The 21,811-nt window shown below is 31.1% G+C and carries 19 protein-coding genes and 1 riboswitch; all 19 genes read left to right on the top strand.

The window, feature by feature from the left end:
- A partial coding sequence (locus ACTNBA_RS07220) for a flagellin N-terminal helical domain-containing protein (protein ID WP_441073216.1) occupies positions 1-835 on the top strand: 835 nt, incomplete at its 5' end.
- An 80-nt stretch (positions 836-915) separates the two neighbouring features.
- Positions 916-1,731, top strand: a complete 816-nt coding sequence (locus ACTNBA_RS07215; protein ID WP_441073215.1) for a flagellin N-terminal helical domain-containing protein — start codon at positions 916-918, stop codon at positions 1,729-1,731.
- Positions 1,732-1,811: 80 nt separating this feature from the next.
- Positions 1,812-2,633 (top strand): flagellin N-terminal helical domain-containing protein, encoded by an 822-nt coding sequence (locus ACTNBA_RS07210; protein WP_441073214.1) that lies wholly within the window; start codon positions 1,812-1,814, stop codon positions 2,631-2,633.
- Between the two features lie 83 nt (positions 2,634-2,716).
- Positions 2,717-6,283, top strand: a complete 3,567-nt coding sequence (locus tag ACTNBA_RS07205; RefSeq protein ID WP_441073213.1) for a glycosyltransferase — start codon at positions 2,717-2,719, stop codon at positions 6,281-6,283.
- Between the two features lie 372 nt (positions 6,284-6,655).
- Positions 6,656-7,747, top strand: a complete 1,092-nt coding sequence (gene wecB / locus ACTNBA_RS07200; RefSeq protein WP_441073212.1) for a non-hydrolyzing UDP-N-acetylglucosamine 2-epimerase — start codon at positions 6,656-6,658, stop codon at positions 7,745-7,747.
- Between the two features lie 79 nt (positions 7,748-7,826).
- Positions 7,827-8,648, top strand: a complete 822-nt coding sequence (locus ACTNBA_RS07195) for a flavodoxin family protein (protein ID WP_441073228.1) — start codon at positions 7,827-7,829, stop codon at positions 8,646-8,648.
- A gap of 162 nt (positions 8,649-8,810) precedes the next feature.
- The gene (locus tag ACTNBA_RS07190; RefSeq protein WP_441073211.1) at positions 8,811-10,556 is read left to right on the top strand and encodes a methyl-accepting chemotaxis protein; all 1,746 of its coding nucleotides are present in this window, start codon (positions 8,811-8,813) and stop codon (positions 10,554-10,556) included.
- Between the two features lie 339 nt (positions 10,557-10,895).
- Entirely contained in the window at positions 10,896-11,741 is an 846-nt protein-coding gene (locus ACTNBA_RS07185; protein ID WP_441073210.1) for a flagellin N-terminal helical domain-containing protein, read from the top strand.
- Between the two features lie 110 nt (positions 11,742-11,851).
- A riboswitch (cyclic di-GMP riboswitch) is annotated at positions 11,852-11,934 on the top strand.
- Positions 11,935-12,347: 413 nt separating this feature from the next.
- Entirely contained in the window at positions 12,348-12,728 is a 381-nt protein-coding gene (gene flgB / locus ACTNBA_RS07180; RefSeq protein WP_441073209.1) for a flagellar basal body rod protein FlgB, read from the top strand.
- A 2-nt stretch (positions 12,729-12,730) separates the two neighbouring features.
- A complete protein-coding gene (gene flgC / locus ACTNBA_RS07175) occupies positions 12,731-13,162 on the top strand; it encodes a flagellar basal body rod protein FlgC (RefSeq protein ID WP_084178021.1) in 432 nt (143 codons plus the stop codon).
- Positions 13,163-13,181: 19 nt separating this feature from the next.
- Complete coding sequence (fliE, locus tag ACTNBA_RS07170; RefSeq protein WP_441073208.1) at positions 13,182-13,502, top strand: flagellar hook-basal body complex protein FliE; 321 nt, start codon at positions 13,182-13,184, stop codon at positions 13,500-13,502.
- Positions 13,503-13,518: 16 nt separating this feature from the next.
- Complete coding sequence (gene fliF, locus ACTNBA_RS07165) at positions 13,519-15,090, top strand: flagellar basal-body MS-ring/collar protein FliF (RefSeq protein WP_441073207.1); 1,572 nt, start codon at positions 13,519-13,521, stop codon at positions 15,088-15,090.
- A 2-nt stretch (positions 15,091-15,092) separates the two neighbouring features.
- Complete coding sequence (fliG, locus tag ACTNBA_RS07160) at positions 15,093-16,106, top strand: flagellar motor switch protein FliG (RefSeq protein WP_441073206.1); 1,014 nt, start codon at positions 15,093-15,095, stop codon at positions 16,104-16,106.
- Positions 16,090-16,857 carry a FliH/SctL family protein gene (locus ACTNBA_RS07155; protein ID WP_441073205.1) on the top strand — a complete coding sequence of 256 codons (768 nt, stop codon included), beginning with the start codon at positions 16,090-16,092 and terminating at the stop codon, positions 16,855-16,857. Before fliG ends, ACTNBA_RS07155 begins: the two co-directional genes overlap by 17 nt.
- 14 nt (positions 16,858-16,871) lie before the next feature.
- Positions 16,872-18,179, top strand: a complete 1,308-nt coding sequence (fliI, locus tag ACTNBA_RS07150; RefSeq protein ID WP_441073204.1) for a flagellar protein export ATPase FliI — start codon at positions 16,872-16,874, stop codon at positions 18,177-18,179.
- A gap of 14 nt (positions 18,180-18,193) precedes the next feature.
- Complete coding sequence (gene fliJ, locus ACTNBA_RS07145; RefSeq protein WP_035129240.1) at positions 18,194-18,634, top strand: flagellar export protein FliJ; 441 nt, start codon at positions 18,194-18,196, stop codon at positions 18,632-18,634.
- 5 nt (positions 18,635-18,639) lie between these two features.
- Positions 18,640-19,968, top strand: coding sequence for a flagellar hook-length control protein FliK (locus ACTNBA_RS07140; RefSeq protein ID WP_441073227.1), 1,329 nt, complete (start codon positions 18,640-18,642; stop codon positions 19,966-19,968).
- Positions 19,969-19,979: 11 nt separating this feature from the next.
- The gene (locus ACTNBA_RS07135) at positions 19,980-20,681 is read left to right on the top strand and encodes a flagellar hook assembly protein FlgD (protein WP_441073203.1); all 702 of its coding nucleotides are present in this window, start codon (positions 19,980-19,982) and stop codon (positions 20,679-20,681) included.
- Positions 20,682-20,724: 43 nt separating this feature from the next.
- On the top strand, positions 20,725-21,783 hold the full coding sequence (locus ACTNBA_RS07130; protein WP_441073202.1) for a flagellar hook-basal body complex protein: 1,059 nt from the start codon (positions 20,725-20,727) through the stop codon (positions 21,781-21,783).
- Positions 21,784-21,811: the final 28 nt, after the last annotated feature.

The following is a 21,811-nucleotide window of genomic DNA, read 5'->3' as shown; positions in this document are numbered from 1 at the left end:
TAATCACAATTTAAACGCAATGAACTCTCATAGACAAATGGGAATAAACACTAGTGCAGCAGGAAAAGCTATGGAAAAATTAAGCTCAGGTTTAAGAATTAACAGAGCTGGGGATGACGCTGCAGGACTTGCAATTTCTGAAAAAATGAGAGCACAAGTAAGAGGACTAGATCAAGCTTCTAGAAATGCTCAAGATGGAATATCATTAATCCAAACAGCAGAAGGTGGATTAAATGAAACTCATGCTATACTTCAAAGAATGAGAGAGTTAGCAGTACAATCAGCAAATGATACAAATGATGATGCTACAGATAGAGATGCACTTCAAAAAGAAGTATCTCAACTTATAGTTGAGATAGACAGAATTGCAGGTAATACTAAATTTAACGGAAAAGATTTATTAAATGGAGCTACTGCAGTTGCGACTACTGGATATAAATTCCATATAGGTGCTGATAAAGGTCAAAGTATAACATTAACTATAGCAGATATGAAAGCTACTGGAGCAAAGCTAAATCTTTCTGCTCTTAGTGTAGATGCTATTAAAACACAAACAGGTGCAGATGGTGCGATAGATACAATAAATACTGCTATAAATACTGTATCAACAGAAAGGGCAAAACTAGGAGCATATCAAAACAGACTAGAGCATACAATTAAGAACCTAGATAATTCATCTGAAAATCTACAAGCAGCAGAAAGTAGAATAAGAGATGTAGATATGGCTAAAGAAATGATGAATTTCTCTAAAAACAATATTTTACAACAAGCTTCTCAAGCAATGCTTGCACAAGCTAATCAACAGCCACAAGGGGTGCTACAACTTCTTAGATAATTAGTAACATTAATATAATAATTAAAATATTAAAATAGTGTGCAAGGAAGCGCATGGTAAAAATCAAGGAGGAATTTATAATGATAATTAATCACAATTTAAACGCAATGAACTCTCATAGACAAATGGGAATAAACACTAGTGCAGCAGGAAAAGCTATGGAAAAATTAAGCTCAGGTTTAAGAATTAACAGAGCTGGAGATGACGCTGCTGGACTTGCAATTTCTGAAAAAATGAGAGCACAAGTAAGAGGACTAGATCAAGCTTCAAGAAATGCACAAGATGGAATATCATTAATCCAAACAGCAGAAGGTGGATTAAATGAAACTCATGCAATTCTTCAAAGAATGAGAGAATTAGCAGTACAATCAGCAAATGATACAAATGATGTAACTACAGATAGAGCTGCGCTTCAATCAGAAGTAGATCAATTATTAACAGAAGTTGATAGAATAGCTAAAGATACTAAATTTAATGGTAAAGCTCTTATAAGTGCAGATAACACTGCTTTTAAATTCCACATTGGAGCTGACAAGGGACAGGCAATAACTTTAACAATAAATGGTATGCAAGCTACTGATTTAGCTGTTAATGCTTTAAAGATCAATACACAAACAGATGCTAACAATGCAATAGACACTGTAAATACTGCTATAAATACCGTATCAACAGAAAGAGCAAAATTTGGAGCATATCAAAATAGATTAGAACATACAATTAAAAACTTAGATAACTCATCTGAAAACTTACAAGCAGCAGAAAGTAGAATAAGAGATGTAGATATGGCTAAGGAAATGATGAACTTCTCTAAAAATAATATTTTACAACAAGCTTCTCAAGCAATGCTTGCTCAAGCTAATCAACAACCACAGGGAGTACTACAACTTCTTAGATAATTAGTAATTCAAATCTAATAATTGTAATATTAAAATAATGTGCAAGGAAGCACATGGTAAAAATCAAGGAGGAATAAAAAATGATAATTAATCACAATTTAAATGCAATGAACTCTCATAGACAAATGGGAATAAACACTAGTGCAGCAGGAAAAGCTATGGAAAAGTTAAGCTCAGGTTTAAGAATAAACAGAGCTGGAGATGATGCTGCAGGACTTGCAATTTCTGAAAAAATGAGAGCACAAGTAAGAGGGCTAGACCAAGCTTCTAGAAATGCTCAAGATGGAATTTCATTAATTCAAACAGCAGAAGGTGGATTAAATGAAACCCATGCAATACTTCAAAGAATGAGAGAGCTAGCAGTACAATCAGCTAATGATACAAATGATGATGATACAGATAGAACTGCATTACAGGCTGAAGTTACTGAGTTACAAAGTGAAATTGATAGAATTGCTAAAAATACTAAGTTTAATGGTAAAGGGCTTTTAAGCGAAGCTACAACTTCATTTACTTTCCATATAGGAGCAGATAAAGGACAAGCTATAAAATTAGATATTTCTGGAATGCAAGCTACTAATTTAACAGTTGCAGTAGCAGATGTAACTATTGGAAGCCAAACAGCTGCCAATAATGCAATAGATACAATTAATACTGCTATAAATAGAGTATCAACAGAGAGAGCAAAACTGGGAGCATATCAAAATAGATTAGAGCATACAATTAAGAATCTAGATAACTCATCTGAAAACCTACAAGCAGCAGAAAGTAGAATAAGAGATGTAGATATGGCTAAGGAAATGATGAACTTCTCTAAAAATAATATTTTACAACAAGCTTCTCAAGCAATGCTTGCTCAAGCTAATCAACAGCCACAAGGAGTACTACAACTTCTTAGATAAGAAATTAAATTAAAAAGGAGCACCTAGGTGTTCCTTTTTTAAATAATAAAAGGTAGGTGTAAAATTTGAAAATAAGTCTATGTATGATTATTAAAGATGAAGAAAAATATATTAAGCAGTGTTTGGATAATGCATTACCTTTGGTAGACGAAGCAATTATTGTTGATACAGGATCAACTGATGATACTATTAGTATTATAGAAAAAAGTTATAAAGATAAGGTGAAATTAATAAAGCATCCTTGGAAAAATGATTTTTCCGAAGCAAGAAATAAGTCGTTAGAAAATGCTAATGGAGACTGGATATTGATATTAGATGCAGATGAAAAATTTATATTTGATAAAGTAAAATTAATTGAACAGTTAAATAAAGAAAACGTTGATGGATATAATATACCAATGTATAACTTCTTAGGAATTGACAATATATTATATTCTGCTGTTATGCCTAGATTATTGAAAAATGATAATCCAAAATATATAGGTGCAATACATGAGCAAATAACATTAAATGGAGAGCCTTTAAAATCTTTAAGTACTTTTGATACATCAGTTTGCAAAATAATACACTATGGATATTTGCATGAAAATGTAATAAAGAAGAAAAAGACAGAAAGAAATATAACTATAATAAAGGATGAACTTGAAAAAAATCCTGAAGATGGATTTCAGTGGTATAACTTAGGGATAACATATATGGGTGAAAACAAATATGGTAAAGCTATTGATGCTTTCATAGAATCTAATAAATATTCACAAAAGGGAAGAAAGACTTATCATGATAGCTTAGTATTAAATCTTGCAGAATGTCTGTATAGAGAAAAAAGTTATAAACAATTAAGAAATTATTTAGATGCATTAAAAGAGGATAATTCTATTAAAAGGTATCCTGATTATTACTACTATTATGGTAAAGTGTTTGAAAAAAATAAAAAATATATAAAGGCTATAGAAAGCTATAATAAAGCAATAGATATAGGAGAAATAAATAATAGTATTTCTAAAAGGGGAATAGGGAGTTATATATCTAATATTGAAATAGCTAGAATATTAGTTAAACAGAAAAAAGTTAATGATGCAGTAATGAAGTACATAGAAGCAATTTTTTATCCAGATAATTTTACTTATAAAGGACTAGAAGAGTTAAAAGAATTACTTATAAAAGAAAAAATGCAAGAAGTTTTAGTTGAGTTAGAAAAAATGGTAGAAGAAAAAAATAAAAAAAGTGAAGATAAAGAAAAAAATGAACTAGTTAATACAAAAGAAAGTATTAAGAGGATAGAAGATCAAGAAGAAAACAAAAATCAAGTAAAAGAAGAAATTCAGAATTTATTAGAACAAGGATTGATAGTAGACGCAAAGAAATTATTAAATCAATATGAAAATATTGTTAGTGAGGATATAGATATTTATTCTATTAAGGGTGTTATAGCTATAATGGAAAGGGATATAGATGAGGCAGAGAGGATATTAAAAGAAGGACTAGAAGTAAACCCTTTTAATTTTGATATACTATATAATTTAGCTTATTTATATGAAACTAATGAAAAATTTATAACAGCTTATAGATATTATACTAAGGCTTTAAAAGTAATAGATGGAGAAATAGAAGAAAGTATTAGAAATAAGTTAGCTGAATTGGAAAAAATTAAAGAGGTGAAAGAATATATAAGTAGAAAGAAAGTTTTATTTATAGCTCATATATTCCCACCAGTAGGAGGTTCTGGAGTTCAAAGGAGTCTAAAATTCGTTAAATATCTTAGAGATTTTGGATGGGAACCTATAGTTGTTACAGTAGGTAACACAATGTATCCTCTTAAAGATGAAACATTAGTTTCTGAAATACCAGAAGAGATAGAAGTAATAAGAATTGATGAAAGAGTGAATGTTGATACAGCTTATGCGAATAAATTAGTGCAGATATATTCTGGAATAGTTAATGATAATGGGTTAATGGAAGAATATATAAAGGAGTTAAATAAATCCCAAGAACATTTAAATCAATTATTATTCCAACCAGATACTTATATACTATGGGCAGCAGAAGTTTTAGATAAAATAGATGATAAAGTGGATTTTGAAAAAATTGACATGGTATACACAACATCTGGACCATATTCTGACCACATTATTGGATATTACTTAAAGCAAAAATATGATAAACCGTGGGTTGCTGATTTTAGAGATGAATGGACAAATAATTCTTATGTAAATTTTAATAAAAGTTCTATAGCATATAGGGTTAATTTTGCTATGGAAAATAGTATTGTTAATCAAGCTGATGATATAATTACAGTAACTTCAATTTCAAAACAAAATTATGAAGAAATATTTGGTCTTATAACTAAGAAAGTACATGAAATTACCAATGGATATGATGAAGAAGATTTTAATAATTTAAATAGTAAAAAAGAAAAAAATGAGAAATTTACGATTGTACATAATGGACTTTTATATATGATAAGAACTCCAGAGACGTTTCTTAAAGCAATTATAAATTTAATTAAAAGTGGAAAGATAATTAAAGATAGAATAAATGTATTATTTCCATGGATAGAAAATGAAAAACAATGGAGAAAATATATTATTGACAATGATTTAGATGATATAGTTAAAATTACAGGATATCTTAATCATGAAGAAAGTCTTAATTTAGCAATTAGCTCTGATTTATTACTTCTAGTTATAGGCAAAGGAGATGAAAATAGAACTGTTTATACAGGTAAGGTGTTTGAATATTTGAGATTATGTAAACCTATATTGTCTTTATCACCTAAAGAAAGTTTAGTAGAAAAGTTGATAGATAAAACAAATAGAGGAAAGAATTTTGAATTTGATGATATTGAAGGAATTGAAGACTATATAATAGAGATGTATAGTAAATGGGAAAATGGAACATTACCTACATTTCAAATGACAGAAGACGTAAGGGAATATGAAAGAAAAAGTTTAGCTGAAAAATTAATTAATGTTTTTGAAAAAACAATTAAAGAGGATTGTTTTTTATCTAGTGAATGTAAAGAGAAAAATAGTTGGTTAAAACAACATTATAAAGAAGAAAATAGTGACTTTTATAATATAGCATACCAAAGTGGAGGCTGGAACGAAACTTATTTTAAACATTATAGTGAAACTCATTATTATGAAATTTGGCTTAAAGCATTAGAGATAATAAAGACAATAGATAAACCGAATATAGTAGATATTGGATGTGGACCTGGCCAATTTGCTAAATTATTATTTGATAATGGGATAGAAGAATATAGAGGAATAGATTTTAGTCAAGAAGCAATTAAATATGCTAAAATAAGAAATGATAAGAATAGAAATTTATTTAATATAGATAATGCTTATACTACAACTTTGTTTAATGAAAAATATAATACTGTTATTATTTTTGAAGTTTTAGAGCATGTGGATGGAGATTTGAAAATATTAAGTAGAATTAGGGAAGGGTCTACAATTTTATTTTCAGTGCCTAATTTTTATTCTGATGGTCATGTTAGATGGTTTAATTCTAAACAAGAAATTATTGAAAGATATAAAGAATACGTAGAGTTTAAAGAGATATTAAGTTTTTCAGTTGGAGGAATGAATAAGATTTTTTTAATAAAAGGAAAAGTTGTTGCTAAGACGAATAGTATAAGTTAAGCGAAATGTTAAAAATGTAATAACACATTTTTATTAGATAATAAATGATTAAATTGAATAGAGGATTTTTCATTTTTACTAGAAAATATTATGTAGAGTAGGTCAAATAAAAAGTAGAAGTCTGAAATATATATGAATTTCAAAAAAAATTAGGATATGATTAAGAAAATCATATCCTGATTTTTATATTAGAAAAAGACAAGCATATTTATTAAATACAATAGAGAATTAAAAGATTAAGGTAGTTAGATGACATTAAATATAATTGAAATACTGCATTAATTAAAATAAGAGAGGTATAAAATAGTAAGTTGATTTAGTAGAAGTATACTAAATAGAATGAATCTATTAAAAAAGATAGGAGTATGATATATGAAAATTTTATCTATAATAGGTGCTAGACCTCAATTTGTTAAAGAAGCAATTGTACAAAATGAAATAAATAAATTCAGTGATATAGATGAAATTGTTGTACATACTGGTCAACATTATGACAGTAATATGTCAGGAATTTTTTTTGATGTTCTAAATATTAAAAAGCCAAAATATAATCTTGGAATTGAAGCATCAAGTCATGGTGAGATGACAGGAAAAATGCTGATTGAATTAGAAAAAATAATGTTAATAGAAAAACCAGATATTGTTTTATTGTATGGAGATACAAATTCTACATTAGCAGGAGCAATTGCAGCGTCTAAACTAAAGATTCATATAGCACATGTTGAAGCAGGGCTTAGACAAGAACCCAGAGATATGCCTGAAGAAACTAATAGAGTATTAACAGATAGGATATCTAGTTATTTGTTTTCGCCAAGCTATTTAGGGGTAGAAAATCTAAAAAATGAAGGAATAATAAATAATGTGTATTTTACTGGTGATGTTATGTATGATATATTTTTAAAAATGAAACCTAGATTTGATTATTCTATACTGGAAGAATTAAATCTTAAAAAAAATGAGTATATTATGATGACTTTACATAGAGATTTTAATGTAGATGTACACAAAAAACTGGAGAAAATATTAAAAGAAGTTAATAAAGTTTCTAAGGAAATACAGGTAGTCTTACCTATTCACCCAAGGACTAAAAAAAGAATAAAAGAATTTGGATTGGAAGACTTAATATCAAACCTAAAGATAATAGAACCAGTAGACTATTTGAAATTAATGGGATTAACAGAATATTGCTATAAAGTAGTAACAGATAGTGGTGGATATCAAAAAGAATCCTATTTTTTGGGTAAAGAGGCATGCGTAGTAATGCCAGATACAAGTTGGAGAGAATTAGTAAATTATAAACTTAATACATTATCAGAAGAAGATATGATTTATTATAATGTTATGAATTCTAAAAAAGTAGAATATGTTGAAAATATTTATGGAGATGGAAAAGCTTCTGAAAGAATAATTTCAATTTTAAGAGAGGAGAAAATAGGAATTAGGCAAATTCAGTATAATGAATAAAGTGTAAGTTCAACTAAGTTTTTCATGAGAATACAGGATGGAATAGAAGTTTAGGTAAAGATTTGCTAGGGGGGAGGCTATTTTGCATTATAAACTAAATACTTTATATTTTAGTGCTACAGATACAACTAAGAAGGTAGTATCTAGTATAACAAAAGGAATTTCAGAAGCTATGAACTTAAAGGAAAGCATAAATAATATTGATTTTACTTTACCAAAGATAAGGGAGAAATCTGTATCTTTTTCAAAAGATGATATTGTTATTGTGGGAGTTCCAGTTTATGCAGGGCGAGTACCTAATGTGCTTTTAAAGTATTTAAATTCTATTAAAGGTAATGGTGCGTTGGCTATTGCAGTAGTGGTTTATGGAAATAGAAATTATGATGATGCTTTAATAGAGTTAAGGGATATATTAGAACTAGATGGTTTTCAGGTTATTTCAGGGGCTGCATTTATAGGACAACATTCTTTTTCTAAAACCTTGGCTAAGAATAGACCTGATGAAAAGGATATGGATATAGGTAGAAGATTTGCTGATGAAATATATAGTAAAATTGTTGCTGAAGAAGGTGGACAGGTTCTATTAATAAAAGGACAAAAGCTTTATAGAAATTATTATATGCCTAGGGATGAAAAGGGAGAGCCTATTGATATAAGAAAGGTGAAGCCCAAAACTAAGGATAGTTGTATAGATTGTAAATTTTGTGCTAGTGTTTGTCCCATGGGCACTATTGACCTTTATGATGTGACTAAAGTTAATGGAATTTGTATTAAATGTTGTGCATGTATTAAAAAATGTCCTGTAGAAGCAAAGTATTTTGATGACAGGGGATATTTAAAGCATAAAGAAGAATTAGAAATCAATTTCATACATAGAAAAGAACCAGAATTATTTTTGTAAATAGATAATTGTAAAAAGCATTAATGGCTAAGAATAGCTGTTAATGCTTTTTAAACGTCATGAAGTTTATAAAAACCCATAAAGTTATTATAATAAATATCGATAATATTATTAATTTTAATTATATATTGCTAAAATTTTGTGACAGAGGAGATTAAATTTATGAAAAGTTTAAAATGGAAAATAACTACTATTATTCTTACTATTATTATAATAATTTCGTTGTCTATGATGTTTATGGGACTTTTTAAGTCATTTAGTGTTACTAAAAATATTATAAACAAACAATTCGAGGAAACAATAGATTCCGGGTATAGTATGCTAGATATTTATCTTAAGGAACAGTTTGGTACATTAAGTCTTAATGATTATGGGAAACTTATAGACTCTAATGGTAAGCCCATTGATGGTGACCATGAGTATATTGACGAATTGACAGAAGGTATGGATATACTTGCCACTGTCTTTGCTAAGTCTGGTGAGGATTATGTGAGAGTTTTGACTACAATTAGAGATGATAAAGGGGAACGAATTATTGGAACAAAATTGGATGCTGGTGGTAAAGCCTATGAAGAGATTTCAAAGGGTAATGAATACTTTGGAGAAGCTGATATTTTAGGCGAAAAGTATATGACAAAGTATGCACCTATTTTTGGTGATAATAATGAAGTCATAGGTATTTATTATGTTGGTAAATCTATAGAATCTATTTTGAATATATATAATAATGGGGTATTATCTACCATAAAATCAGTAGTTATAGTAATTGTTATTGGACTGCTTATATCTGTTGCTATAAGCTATGGCTTAGGAGTATCAATTACAAAACCTATAGTTGCTTTAACTAATACTATAAAAAAACAGTCAAACTTAGACTTTAAACTTGATGAAAATGGAAGCGCTATAAAATATATAAAGAGAAAAGATGAAATAGGTGTTATGTCAAATTCTCTTAAGGTTATGGAGGACAATGTAAGAGACTTTGTTATAAAAACTTCAGAAGGTGCAGAAAAGGTAGTGGCAACTTCCCAGGAACTAACAGCAACAGCGGAGCAATCAGCCATAGCTTCTGAAGAGATATCAAGAACTATAGAAAATATAGCTAGTGGAGCAAGTAGCCAAGCTCAAGATACAGGAGAAGCGGCTTTAAGTGTAGAAGAAATGGGTAGTTTACTAGAAGAGAATAAAGAATATACAGAGGAATTAAATAACGCTGCAAAGGATATAGAAAAGGAAAAAGAAGAAGGTTTTATTATATTAAAAGATTTGGTATTAAAAACGGGAGAAAGTAATAATGCTTCTAAACAGGTGTATGAAATTATAATAAGTAATAACGTAAGTGCAGAAAAGATTGAAAAGGCAAGTACAATGATTCAATCTATATCAGAACAAACAAATCTACTTGCTTTGAATGCAGCTATTGAAGCAGCAAGAGCAGGCGAGCATGGAAGAGGTTTTGCCGTAGTAGCAGAAGAGATAAGAAAACTTGCTGAAGAATCTAATAATTTTACAGGAGAAATTAAAACTGTAATAGAAGAGTTAAAATTAAAATCTGAAAATGCAGTAAATAGAATGAAAGTAGTAAAAGGGATAATTGATTCCCAATCTGAAAGTGTAGAAAAAACTGAAGAAAAATTTCATAGAATATCAAATTCTATAGAAATAACTAATAATGTTATAGATAAGCTTAATGAATCATCAGAAAAGATGAATGAAAATAAAGAAAAACTAGTAGAACTAATGCAAAATTTATCGGCAATAGCAGAAGAAAATGCAGCAGGAACTGAGGAAGCTTCAGCAGCTATAGAAGAACAATCAGCAAGTATCGAAGAAATAGCCAATGGTAGTGAAGGATTGGTAAATATTATAGATGAACTACAAGGTATTATCAATAAATTTACAGTATAAATATTCCTTGGGGTCAGACCCCAAGGAAAAAAATTCCACGGGGTCTGACCCCGTGGTAATTTTTTCAATTAAATCTGGTCACAGGCACTTGTGAAAGAACGGAAAAGCATTAATGGTTAAAAATAGATGTTAATGCTTTTGCTAATCATAAAGTAATTAATAAAAAGTGACGATAAGTAAAATGGATTTAGTTGTCAACATAGTTTGAATAAATGGAACTTTATTCCACGGGGTCAGACCCCAAGGGAAAAATTTCCTGGGGGTCTGACCCCATGGAAATTCGTGGGAATTCGTGGGAATTCGTGGGAATTTGTGATAATTTTTGTGAGGAGTGAGATAATGAGATTAAGTAGAAATATGTCCGCTATGAGGATATTTAATAGCTATACTAAAAATTTAGTAGCTCAGTCTAAGGCTTATGGTAGTATTAGTTCAGGTAATAAGATACAGACCTATAGAGATGATCCTAATGCTAAGGCTAAGAGTGATAAGTTGAAGTTAGAGATTAGAGGTCTTCAAATGGCCACTAGAAATATTCAAGATAGTGTAAGTCTTATGCAAACCATGGATGGTGGTATGCAAAGTATAAGTGAATCCTTGCAAAGGGCTAGAGAACTTATGGTTCAAGCTGGAGGAGCAACTACACCGGAAGATAGAGCAGTTATTCAAAAGGAAATAGATCAAAATTTAGAACATATAACTTATACTGCAAATAATACGGAGATGAATGGTGTAAAGCTGTTAGCTGATAAAAATAATCCAGGTGATACAGTGGATCTACTTATTGGAGCAACTAGTGATTATGTAACTAAACTGCCAACATATAATTTAACATCTACAGGACTAGGACTTGTGAATGCTGATGGTAGCAATAAAATAAGTGTAGAGAATATGAATGATGGATTAAAACGCTTAGATGATGCTATAGATAAGCTGAGTTCTGGAAGAGGAAAGTATGGAGCTCTAAGTAATAGAATGGAGTCTACTGCAGATTATACCAGTGAAATAGCAGGTAAGGTAGAAGGGGCAGAAGGTGAAATTACTGGTACTGATATAGCACTAGAAATGGTTGAATATGCTAAAAACTCAATTTTAGTGGAATCAGGTATGGCTATGATGGCTCAAAGCAATGAATTTCCACAGGATATTCTACAAATATTGAGCAATGTATATCCTAATAGGTAGAGAAAAGAAATTTCATGTAGCAAATAGGGAATTTTAAGTAAAAAGTAAAAATTTTCAGTTTAAAAGGTTGAATGGAAGAAAAATATAGTATATAATGCAGATATGTGAAAAAACTAAATAGGCAAAACTAACGAAAGTTAGTGACGCAAAGCTATAGGGGCTAAGCCTAAGGGGATGCCAGCCAGTTGCCAAAGAGTAAGTATACTTTTTGTTTTAGGTATTATAGAAGTAAATAATATTTTTATTTTAACCTTGTTGTAATTAAAAGCTACTCTTTTTGAGTAGCTTTTTATTATATAAATTTTACAATTTATTGTAAAAAATTACAAAGGATTTTGTAAAATATACTGAATTGTAAACAATTACTTAGTTTCATGTTTTTAAAGAGTATTTTACATAAAATAACATGTAACCATTATTATTCAATATTTACCATACTATATTTTACTTATAATTAAGTTTATAGACTTATTTCTATTTAACGTAAGATTAAAGCATAAAAAATAAAAAAAAATTCGTAGGTCTAACAAAAAAAAGAAGGGATTTAAGTATTTATGTCTAATTTATAAACATCAAGTATGTTTTTATGGAAAATGGAGGTATAAAATGTCACAAAATCAAGTATATGGATTGCTAAAAAAATCTATGAATGTAACTGTTGAGGCTAATAAAGTTATTGCTAATAATATTGCAAATGTAAATATAAAAAACTATAAGAGATATTATGTTCCCTTTGAACAAGTGATGGAAGAATCAAAAGCAAATGGTAATTTGAAAACTACAAATGAAAGACATATAGGCATTGGGAACAAAGATGTACAAGTTAAAAGAGATGACAGTGCATCTATGCGAGAAGATGGTAATAACGTGGATATTGAAACAGAAATGACAAGTCAAGCTGCTAATACTATGATGTATGAATCTTTAGTTAGATTTGCCAGTGGAAAGCTAAATAGTACAAGTAGAGTTATAAAAGGAGGGAACTAAAAGTGGAGGCATTTAGAGGAATGAGAATTTCAGCTAGTGGTCTTACTGCAGAAAGATTAAGAATGGATACTATCTCTTCTAATATTGTTAATGCAGGAACTACAAGAGGAAAAGATGGAAAGCCTTATGTAAGAAAGATTGCTATGTTTCAAGAGAACTTAAAGGAAGCCTACAATAAAAGCAATGGAAAAGTAGAGGACAAGTTAAATGGGGTTAAAGCAGTTGGCATTGTAGATGATGAATCAGAACTTATTAAGGTGTATAATCCAAGTCATCCAGATGCAGATGAAGAGGGATTTGTAACTATGCCAAATGTAAATATCTCCAATGAAATGGTGGAGCTAATAGCATCAAGTAGAGCTTATGAAGCCAATGTCAATGCAATGAATGCACAAAAAAGTATGTTTTTAAAAACTTTAGAAATAGGTAAATAAAAGATGGGAGTAGTACTTTATGATGAACAATTACATACCAAATGCAACAATTTTTCAAAATGAGCTAAGGGAAATTTATGGGGTAAAAGAAAAGGATACTGAAGAGAATAGCGCTTCAAGTGGCACAGGATTTGCAGCTGTTATAAAGGATGAATTGCAAAAGGTCAACGATCTACAAGTTGAAGCAGATAATAATGTAACAGGATATATTGCAGGAGAGAAAAGTATCCATGAAGTAGTATTAGCTACAGAAGAGGCATCTATGTCCCTAGAGCTTGCTATTCAAATAAGAAATAAGCTAGTTGATGCTTATAAGGAATTTAATAATATGCAAGTATAATGGGGGTAAGGATTAGATGAGTAAGCTATCGGAGCTAATGAAGAAGATAAAAGATAAGTGGAATTCCATGTCGAAAACTAGAAAGATAGCTTTAGTGATAATTGCGGTGGTGACTTTTATAGCAATAGGAACACTACTTTATGTATCACTTAAACCAAAGTATACAGTTTTATTTTCAAATATGGATTCCCAAGATTCAGGAAAGATTATAGCCAATTTAGAGGGCAAAGGAACTAAGTATAAAATAGAAGGAAATTCCATCTTAGTTGAAAAGTCTCAAGTAGATAAACTGAGAATGGAAATGCTATCAGAGGTTCAAATAACAGAAGGAAGCCAAGGCTTTGAACTTTTTGATGAAGGTAGCATTGGGGCTACAGATGAAGAATCAAGAATAATGTATCAAAGAGCACTTTCTGGAGAACTTGAAAGAACTATAAAGGGTTTTGAAGAAGTTGAGGCTGCAAAAGTAAATTTAGTTTTACCAAACAACTCAGCCTTTGTAACTAAACCAACTCCTGCTAGTGCTTCAGTAACGGTAAAGTTAGTGCCAGGAAATGAACTTTCACCAGAGCAAGTTAAAGCTATTGTACACTTAGTAACAGGTAGTGTGGAAAACTTAGATAAGGAAGACGTTACAATAGTATCAGACAATCTAAAGTTATTAACGGAGGGTTTGTTTGATAATGAAAAAGGAACCCAGGCTACTAGTACAGAAAATCAAATTGATTCAACTAAAAAAGTTGAGAAAGAATATGAGAAGAAAATCTTAAATGTATTAGAACCAATATATAAAGATAATGTAAAAGTATCTGTAAATGCACAGCTCAATTTTGACGCTGTAAAGCAGAATAATGTTACATATGATCCAAAGGGATCCGCAGTAGTAAGTGAGCATATTATTAAAGACAATAGTAAGGGTACTGAAAATACTTCAGGAAGTACTGTGGATAATAATATGACTAATGAGCAAGATGCAGAAAAAGATACTGAAAAAGCAGGCTATTCGGAAGAAACAAGAAATTTTAATAATACTAAGAGTGAAGAAACAGTTGTGAAGGCACCAGGTCAATTAGAGAGAATTACAACATCTGTAGTTGTGAATGGAGATATAGATAATGCAACTAAGAATACTATAAAAAGTTTAGTATCTGATGCCATTGGTTTTAATGAGGCACGAGGTGATGGAATTTCAGTTGAAAGTTTAGCCTTTAATGATGATTATAAAACACAAGCTGAAGAAGAAATTAAGGCTATGAAGGAAGCAGAAGCAAAATCTAGAAGGATTAAGCTTATTGCTTTAGGAGTAGGAGCAGTTATAGCACTTATACTTATTATTGTAGTTGTTTCTATTATTAGAAGTAAGAGAAAAGAAGATGATGAAGAAGATGAAGAGGCTATAGAAGGACTAGATGTAGTTATAGGAGATGAAACTTTAGAAACAGTGGCGGATTTATACAAAGATTTAGATTTAGAAGCGGAAACTGAAAGAGAAAAGATCATGAAAGAAGTTAAAAAATATGCAGAAAAGAAACCTGAACAGGTAGCGGATATTATAAAATCATGGATGACTGATGAAGAAGGGAGATAGTAATGGCTAAAACAGAAAAATTTACAGGTATTCAAAAGGCAGCAATATTATTTATCTCTTTGGGACCAGATGCATCTGCAGCAATAATAAAAAGATTAAATGAAAGAGATATACAAAAGATAACTTATGAGATTGCTAATATGTCATCGGTTAGAGCTGAAGACAGACAAGCTGTTTTAGATGAATTTATGGAATTAAATAAGGCTAAGGATTATATTCTTGAAGGCGGAGTAGAGTATGCTAGAAGCGTTTTATCTAAAGCTTTAGGAACTCAAAAGGCCAACGATATTTTAGAGAGAGTTACAGAGTTTTCACAGCAGTTTAGACCTTTTTCTATTGCTAGAAAAGCTGATGCAACTCAGCTTATGAATGTAATTTCAGGAGAACATCCTCAGACTATAGCATTAATACTTTGTCATCTACAGCCGGACAAAGCGGGACAGATAATGTCTGCACTTCCATCTGAATTACAGAGTGAAGTTGCTTTTAGAGTTGCTACTATGAGTAATATATATCCGGTGGTAGTGAAGGAAATTGAAGAGGTATTAAATAGTAAGTTATCTTCAGTGGTTACTAGTGAAAGTAGTGTTATAGGAGGAGTTCAATCTTTAGTTAATATACTTAACCAAGTTGATAGGACTACAGAGAAAAACATTACAGAAGGTCTTGAAAGGGAAGATATGGAACTTGCAGATAAAGTTAAGGAATCTATGTTTGTATTTGAGGATATTATTACTATCAATGATGTGGAAATTCAAAGAATTTTACGTGAGGTTGATAATAAGGAGCTATGTATGGCTCTAAAGGGTACTTCAGAACAAGTAATAGAAACTATATCAAGAAACCTTTCAAAACGTGCAGCAGCTACATTGAAAGAAGATATGGAATTCTTAGGACCTGTAAGACTTATGGATGTTGAAAAAGCTCAACAAAAAATTGTTGCTTTAATTAGAAGACTAGATGAAGCTGGAGAAATAACAATTGTAAGAGGTGGAGACGATGCACTCATCTTATAGGGTAATAAAAAGTGTTAATGTATGTGAAAGTGGAACCAAGGCAATAGATACAGACTTTTATATAGAGCCAGCTCCAATAGTAGAGGAGACTATAGATCTTGAGGATACTAATCCTAGGAGTATGGAGGAGTATCTAAAACTAAAGAAAAAGGGTGAAGAAATAGTTGAAAATGCCCATAAAGAAGGGGAAACCATTCTTGCAAATGCAAAGGAAAAAGTAGAAGAGATCCTATATGAAGCCAAGGAAGATGGATTTAATAAGGGTTATGAAGAAGGCCATAGTATTGGTTATAAAGAAGGCTATGACGAGGCTTATGATGAAGGAGTAAAAAAAGGTGAAGAAATAATTCAAAATGCAAATTTTATTCTTTATCAAGCTAAGGAAGAGTATGATAAATTTCTTAAGTCTAAGGAAATGGGCATTAGAAAAATTATTGTAAATGCCGTAGAAAATATGCTTAAAAAGGAGCTTGAAAGTAAGGAAGCACTAAATGGATTACTTTTCAACATCCTATCAGAAGAGAAAAATGCCAAGATGATAATTATAAGGGTAGCACCTAACTATTTAGAAGAAATAGAGACAAAGATAGAAGAATTCAAGCATAGTATGGGCATCAGAGGAGAAGTAGTGGTTTTACAGGATAATTATTTAGAGTATGGAACCTTAGTTGTGGAAAAGGATGATGGAAAAACCACCTTTACTATTAAGGGGAGCATAGAGAAACTAAAGGAAATTCTCATGGAAGCATAGAGGAAGATGGTATTATGATTAATTTGAATATAGGAGACATTGAAAAAAGTATTAGTAAAACAAATTTTAATCATATGGAAGGCGTAGTTAAAAACATAATAGGCCTTACCATTGAAGTAAAAGGAGTTAAGGGTTTTGTAGGGGAAATTTTCCACATATATAATGAGGAAAATAAATCTATAGTATGTGAAGTGGTAGGTTTTAAAGATGGAAATTTAATTCTTATGCCCCTTGGAAACTTAATAGGTATTTCTCCTGGATGCAGAGTCGAGAGGACAGGAAAGCAACTCAGTATAAAGTGTTCAGATGAACTTTTAGGAAGAGTTTTAGATGGAATTGGAAATCCTTTAGATGAAAAGGAATTGTCCCTTTATAAGAATTATCCCTTGGAAGCTATGCCACCAGACCCATTGAAGAGAAGAAGGATTAAAGAAGTTCTTCCTACAGGGGTAAGAGCCATTGATGGATTTCTTACTTGTGGTGAAGGACAAAGGATTGGTATTTTTGCTGGTTCAGGGGTAGGAAAAAGTACTACTTTGGGAATGATTGCTAGAGAAGCTAAGGCTGATGTAAATGTAATATCCTTAATAGGAGAAAGAGGTAGAGAGGTTTTAGATTTTATAGAAAAAGATCTAGGTCCAGAAGGGTTAAAGAAATCTGTAGTAGTATGTGCTACATCTGATCAACCGGCTCTTGTTAGGCTAAAGGGTGCATTTACTGCTACAGCCATAGCGGAATACTTTAGAGATAAAGGATTAAAGGTTATTCTTATGATGGATTCAGTAACACGTTTTGCTATGGCACAAAGGGAAATTGGTCTTGCTATAGGAGAGCCTCCAGCTACTAAAGGATATACTCCTTCGGTTTTTGCAATGTTACCTAAACTTCTTGAGCGTAGTGGTATGTCTGATAAAGGATCTATTACAGCTTTTTATACCGTCCTTGTTGATGGAGATGACTTTAATGAACCAATTGCAGATGCGGTAAGAGGTATTTTAGATGGACATATTGTCTTAAGCCGTGAGTTAGCTACTAAAAATCATTATCCAGCCATAGATGTACTTAAAAGCGTATCTAGACTTATGCCAGAAATTGCAGAGGAAATTCATATAAAGGCTGCCTCACTTGCTAGAGATTTAATGGCCTCTTATAAAGAAGCAGAAGATTTAATAAATCTAGGAGCTTATGTAAAGGGAAGTAATTCTAAAATAGATATGGCCATTGAGTATATAGATAGTATAAATGGATTTTTAACTCAAGAAATAAAAGAAGGTTGCGAAATTGAAGCTAGTAAAGACATGCTTATTAATATGTTTAAATAAAGGTGGTGTAAATTTTGGGACAAACTTATAAATTTAAATTACAAAGGTTATTGGACTTAAGAGAAAAAGAAGAAGATGGTAAGAAAATAGTTTTTATGGAGGCCCTAAGGGAAAAGAATAGGGTAGAAGAAGAACTTAAAAGTCTAGAGGATAGCTTCCAAAGATACTCTACTGTGAATAATAACATGAGTGTAACTGAAAGAAAAATTCAACATCATTATTTAAATCTATTAAATAGTACTATTGATATTACACAAGAAAAGCTTAAAACTGATGAAGAAAGAGTGAAGCTCACTAGGAAAGAATTAGTTACTGCTCAAGTAAATAAAAAGATTGTAGGCATATTAAAAGATAAGGATCAGGCAGCATTTATAAAAGAAGAAAATCGAATAGAACAAATTCAAAATGATGAATTTGCACTTTATGGATTTATACGTGAGTGTGGGAGGCGATAAATTTGATGGAAATGGCACAATTTAGTGTTGGAAATGACCTGTATAAAGGTAGTAGTACTAGTGATAAAGTTAAAAAGTCTGAAGGAAATAAAGGATATTCTAATAAGGAATTTTCCAAGGAACTTAAAAACTACAGTACAGATAATGAAAGCTCTAAAACTAAATCAGTAAATTCTATTAAGCAAGAAAAAGTTAAAGAGCCTTCGAAGGATTACATATTGAGCTCTGAGGAAGTTCATGAAGATGAAAAGCTAAGTACCTCAGAAGATATGCAGTCACTAATAAATCTAATAATAGCTCTTTTGAATAAGGAGGATACTTCTAAGGCTGAAATGGTTTCTTCTGATCTTATCAGTGGAAATGAAGGTAAAGTGGAACTACAACCTTTATTAGACCTTTTAGGAAGTGAAAAAAAGGCAAATGGCCTATTAGAATTATTAAGGGAAGCATCAATTAATAGTGACATGAAAAATAAACTTACAGAGTTATTAACTTTAATTAATGAAGATATTACTGAGCTAGACAATAGTAGTGAAAGTCTTATGAAACTATTAACAGCAGAAGAAGGTATAGATAATGATGATCTAATAAGTCAGTTACAAAAAATAATTTCAATGAAAGATGCTAAGAAAGAAGAGGAGCCTTTAAATATACCTAGAAGAATAGAACTGGAAGCTAATGTTATAGAAAAAAATAGTGTAGTAGCTAGAGTAGAAGATAATGAAGAAAGTAGTAGTAAAGATAGTAAGTTTTCAAAGGAAACAGCTATTTTGAATAAAGTAATTAATGGTGAAGAGAAGGATTCAAAGGTTACAAGAGCTGCTGATTTTATGTCATACTTTGAAAATAGTGTACAAAAATCAGGAGAAGTATCTAGTGAAAAGCCTATAGCTATTACAAAGAGTGATCTTAATAATGATGTGATAAAAGCTTTATCATACATGGATAAAAATGGGGTTAAGGATTTAACTGTAAAGATTTATCCTAAAGAGTTAGGTGAAATATCCATATCTGTAAGTATGGAACAAGGTGCTTTAAAGGCAATGATTAAGGCTACATCAAAGGAAACTGTAGAGATGTTAGCTTTAGGACTTAAGGACATAAATGAAAAGTTAAATGGAAACAACATAAAAATACAATCAGTAGATATAGGACTTTATGAAGAGGATACTACCTATTATGCTCATGGAAACAACCAAGGCAAAGCATATGAAAATGGTGGACAAAGAAGTGGTGAAAAGGGTAGACAAGGTTCAGAGGTTAATATAGTTGAAGAGGATGTTATACCTGAAGCTAATGTGAAAGCCTCTAATGAAATAGATTTACTAGTTTAGGAGATGATGAAATGGCAATATCAACTAATAATACAACAGCACCTTGGGTTGAAGGAAACAAAACTAAAAATGGTACACCTATTGTAAAACCAGGGGCAGAACTTGACAAAAATTCTTTCTTTAAAATATTAGCTGCTGAGCTTTCTAATCAGGATCCAACTCAATCACAAGATACTACTGCCTACGTCTCACAGTTAGCTCAGTTTACAACCCTTGAACAGATGAGTTCATTAAATTCTACAATGACTCTTTCTTCTGCACAAGGACTAACTGGAAAATTTGTAGCTTTAGATGCCTTAGATGCTAATGGAGTACCTCAGTGTGGCGTAGTTAGAGCTGTGTATAAACATAAGGGAGACGTTTATGTTACTGTGGAAGGTGTAGATGGAAAGTATACAGATTATGAATATAGTCAAGTTACAGATGTCATTGATTCAGGAGATCCAAATATGGATAACTTAACCTTCTCTAATGCAGTAACATTGATGGGTAAAATTGTTGAAATAGCACTACCAGCAGATACATCTGTAGAAAAGCCTAAGGAAGATGGCAAGGAAGAAGAAAAGCCAGTAAAGCCTAAGAGTATTACGGGGAAAGTTCTAGAAGTATATAGAGATGCAGAAGGCATCAAGCTTAAGGTTGAAGTTGAAGTTGATGGAAAAATAGAAATTAGAGATTACTTATTTGACTCTGTAATTGGAGTAAAAGGTTAATAAAATTATATTAAAAAATAGAGAATCGGAGGGATAGTATAATATGCTAAATTCAATGTACTCAGGGATATCAGGTTTAGGAGCAAATCAAAAAAAGTTAGATGTAATAGGAAATAACGTGGCTAACTCAGGAACTACTTCCTTTAAATCATCTTCAGTTACTTTTCAAGATAGTATGTATCAAAGTTATAAGGGAGCATCAGGTCCAGGATTAAACTTAGGAGGAGTTAACCCTTCTAGAGTTGGTATGGGAGTTTCTATACAAAGTATAGTAACAAATATGGCTCAAGGAAGTCTGCAACCAACAGGAAGACCTTATGATGTAGCTGTAGATGGAACAGGATATTTTATAGTAGCTAAAGGAAAAGAAAATGGAACAATAACAGTTAATCCAGATCAAAGTATGGAATCTACAACTTTAGAGAGTTTTTATACAAGAGATGGTTCATTTAAGGTAGATAGTAAGGGAAATCTTCTGAATTCTAATGGATATAGAATTATGGGTTATGCTATAAGTGATGGAACAGCAACATCTCCATTAGGTGGAATAGTTAATTATGTAGATGGAGAATCTGAAAACTTAAATGCTAACCAAAATGAATTAGTAGCACTTAAAATACCAGAGACTGTTTCTAAGCTGGTAACTGATAAAGATGGGAATCCAGAAGTTGGTGCTGATGGTAAGCCAACAGGAAGAAGAGAAGATGTTAGAATTCAAGGTTTCTCTATAGAAAATGATGGATTAATTAAGGCTGTCCTTGCTGATGGTAGTACTACTGTTCTTGGACAAGTTGCCATGGCGTCATTTACCAACAATGAAGGTCTTGAGCAAAAGGGAAATAATATGTATTCTCCTTCAGCAAACTCAGGAAATCCATTAGCTAGAGTTGGTAAATATACTGATAAAGCTGCTTTAGGTGGAAGAGAAGACAATGGTAAAGCTTATGGACAAGTTTTAAATGGATTCTTAGAGATGTCAAATGTTGATTTATCTGCACAGTTTACAGATATGATAGTTGCAACTCGTTCTTTCCAAGCTTGCGGTAAAATCATCACAACTGCAGATGAAATATTACAAGAACTTGTAAATTTAAAAAGATAATCTATTTAAATATGTAAATGTGATTTTC

This window comes from Clostridium sulfidigenes, from assembly GCF_052067195.1.
Classification (GTDB): Bacteria; Bacillota; Clostridia; order Clostridiales; family Clostridiaceae; genus Clostridium_J; species Clostridium_J sulfidigenes.
This window is presented reverse-complemented; position numbering and strand designations above follow the sequence as displayed.

What these genes read in the sequence shown, in the direction of transcription:
- ACTNBA_RS07215 (WP_441073215.1), top strand. Translation starts at nt 916, where the DNA reads ATGATAATTAATCACAATTTAAACGCAATGAACTCTCATAGACAAATG.
- ACTNBA_RS07210 (WP_441073214.1), top strand. Translation starts at nt 1,812, where the DNA reads ATGATAATTAATCACAATTTAAATGCAATGAACTCTCATAGACAAATG.
- ACTNBA_RS07205 (WP_441073213.1), top strand. Translation starts at nt 2,717, where the DNA reads ATGATTATTAAAGATGAAGAAAAATATATTAAGCAGTGTTTGGATAAT.
- wecB (WP_441073212.1), top strand. Translation starts at nt 6,656, where the DNA reads ATGAAAATTTTATCTATAATAGGTGCTAGACCTCAATTTGTTAAAGAA.
- ACTNBA_RS07190 (WP_441073211.1), top strand. Translation starts at nt 8,811, where the DNA reads ATGAAAAGTTTAAAATGGAAAATAACTACTATTATTCTTACTATTATT.
- ACTNBA_RS07185 (WP_441073210.1), top strand. Translation starts at nt 10,896, where the DNA reads ATGAGATTAAGTAGAAATATGTCCGCTATGAGGATATTTAATAGCTAT.
- flgB (WP_441073209.1), top strand. Translation starts at nt 12,348, where the DNA reads ATGTCACAAAATCAAGTATATGGATTGCTAAAAAAATCTATGAATGTA.
- fliE (WP_441073208.1), top strand. Translation starts at nt 13,182, where the DNA reads ATGATGAACAATTACATACCAAATGCAACAATTTTTCAAAATGAGCTA.
- fliF (WP_441073207.1), top strand. Translation starts at nt 13,519, where the DNA reads ATGAGTAAGCTATCGGAGCTAATGAAGAAGATAAAAGATAAGTGGAAT.
- fliG (WP_441073206.1), top strand. Translation starts at nt 15,093, where the DNA reads ATGGCTAAAACAGAAAAATTTACAGGTATTCAAAAGGCAGCAATATTA.
- ACTNBA_RS07155 (WP_441073205.1), top strand. Translation starts at nt 16,090, where the DNA reads ATGCACTCATCTTATAGGGTAATAAAAAGTGTTAATGTATGTGAAAGT.
- fliI (WP_441073204.1), top strand. Translation starts at nt 16,872, where the DNA reads ATGATTAATTTGAATATAGGAGACATTGAAAAAAGTATTAGTAAAACA.
- ACTNBA_RS07140 (WP_441073227.1), top strand. Translation starts at nt 18,640, where the DNA reads ATGGAAATGGCACAATTTAGTGTTGGAAATGACCTGTATAAAGGTAGT.
- ACTNBA_RS07135 (WP_441073203.1), top strand. Translation starts at nt 19,980, where the DNA reads ATGGCAATATCAACTAATAATACAACAGCACCTTGGGTTGAAGGAAAC.
- ACTNBA_RS07130 (WP_441073202.1), top strand. Translation starts at nt 20,725, where the DNA reads ATGCTAAATTCAATGTACTCAGGGATATCAGGTTTAGGAGCAAATCAA.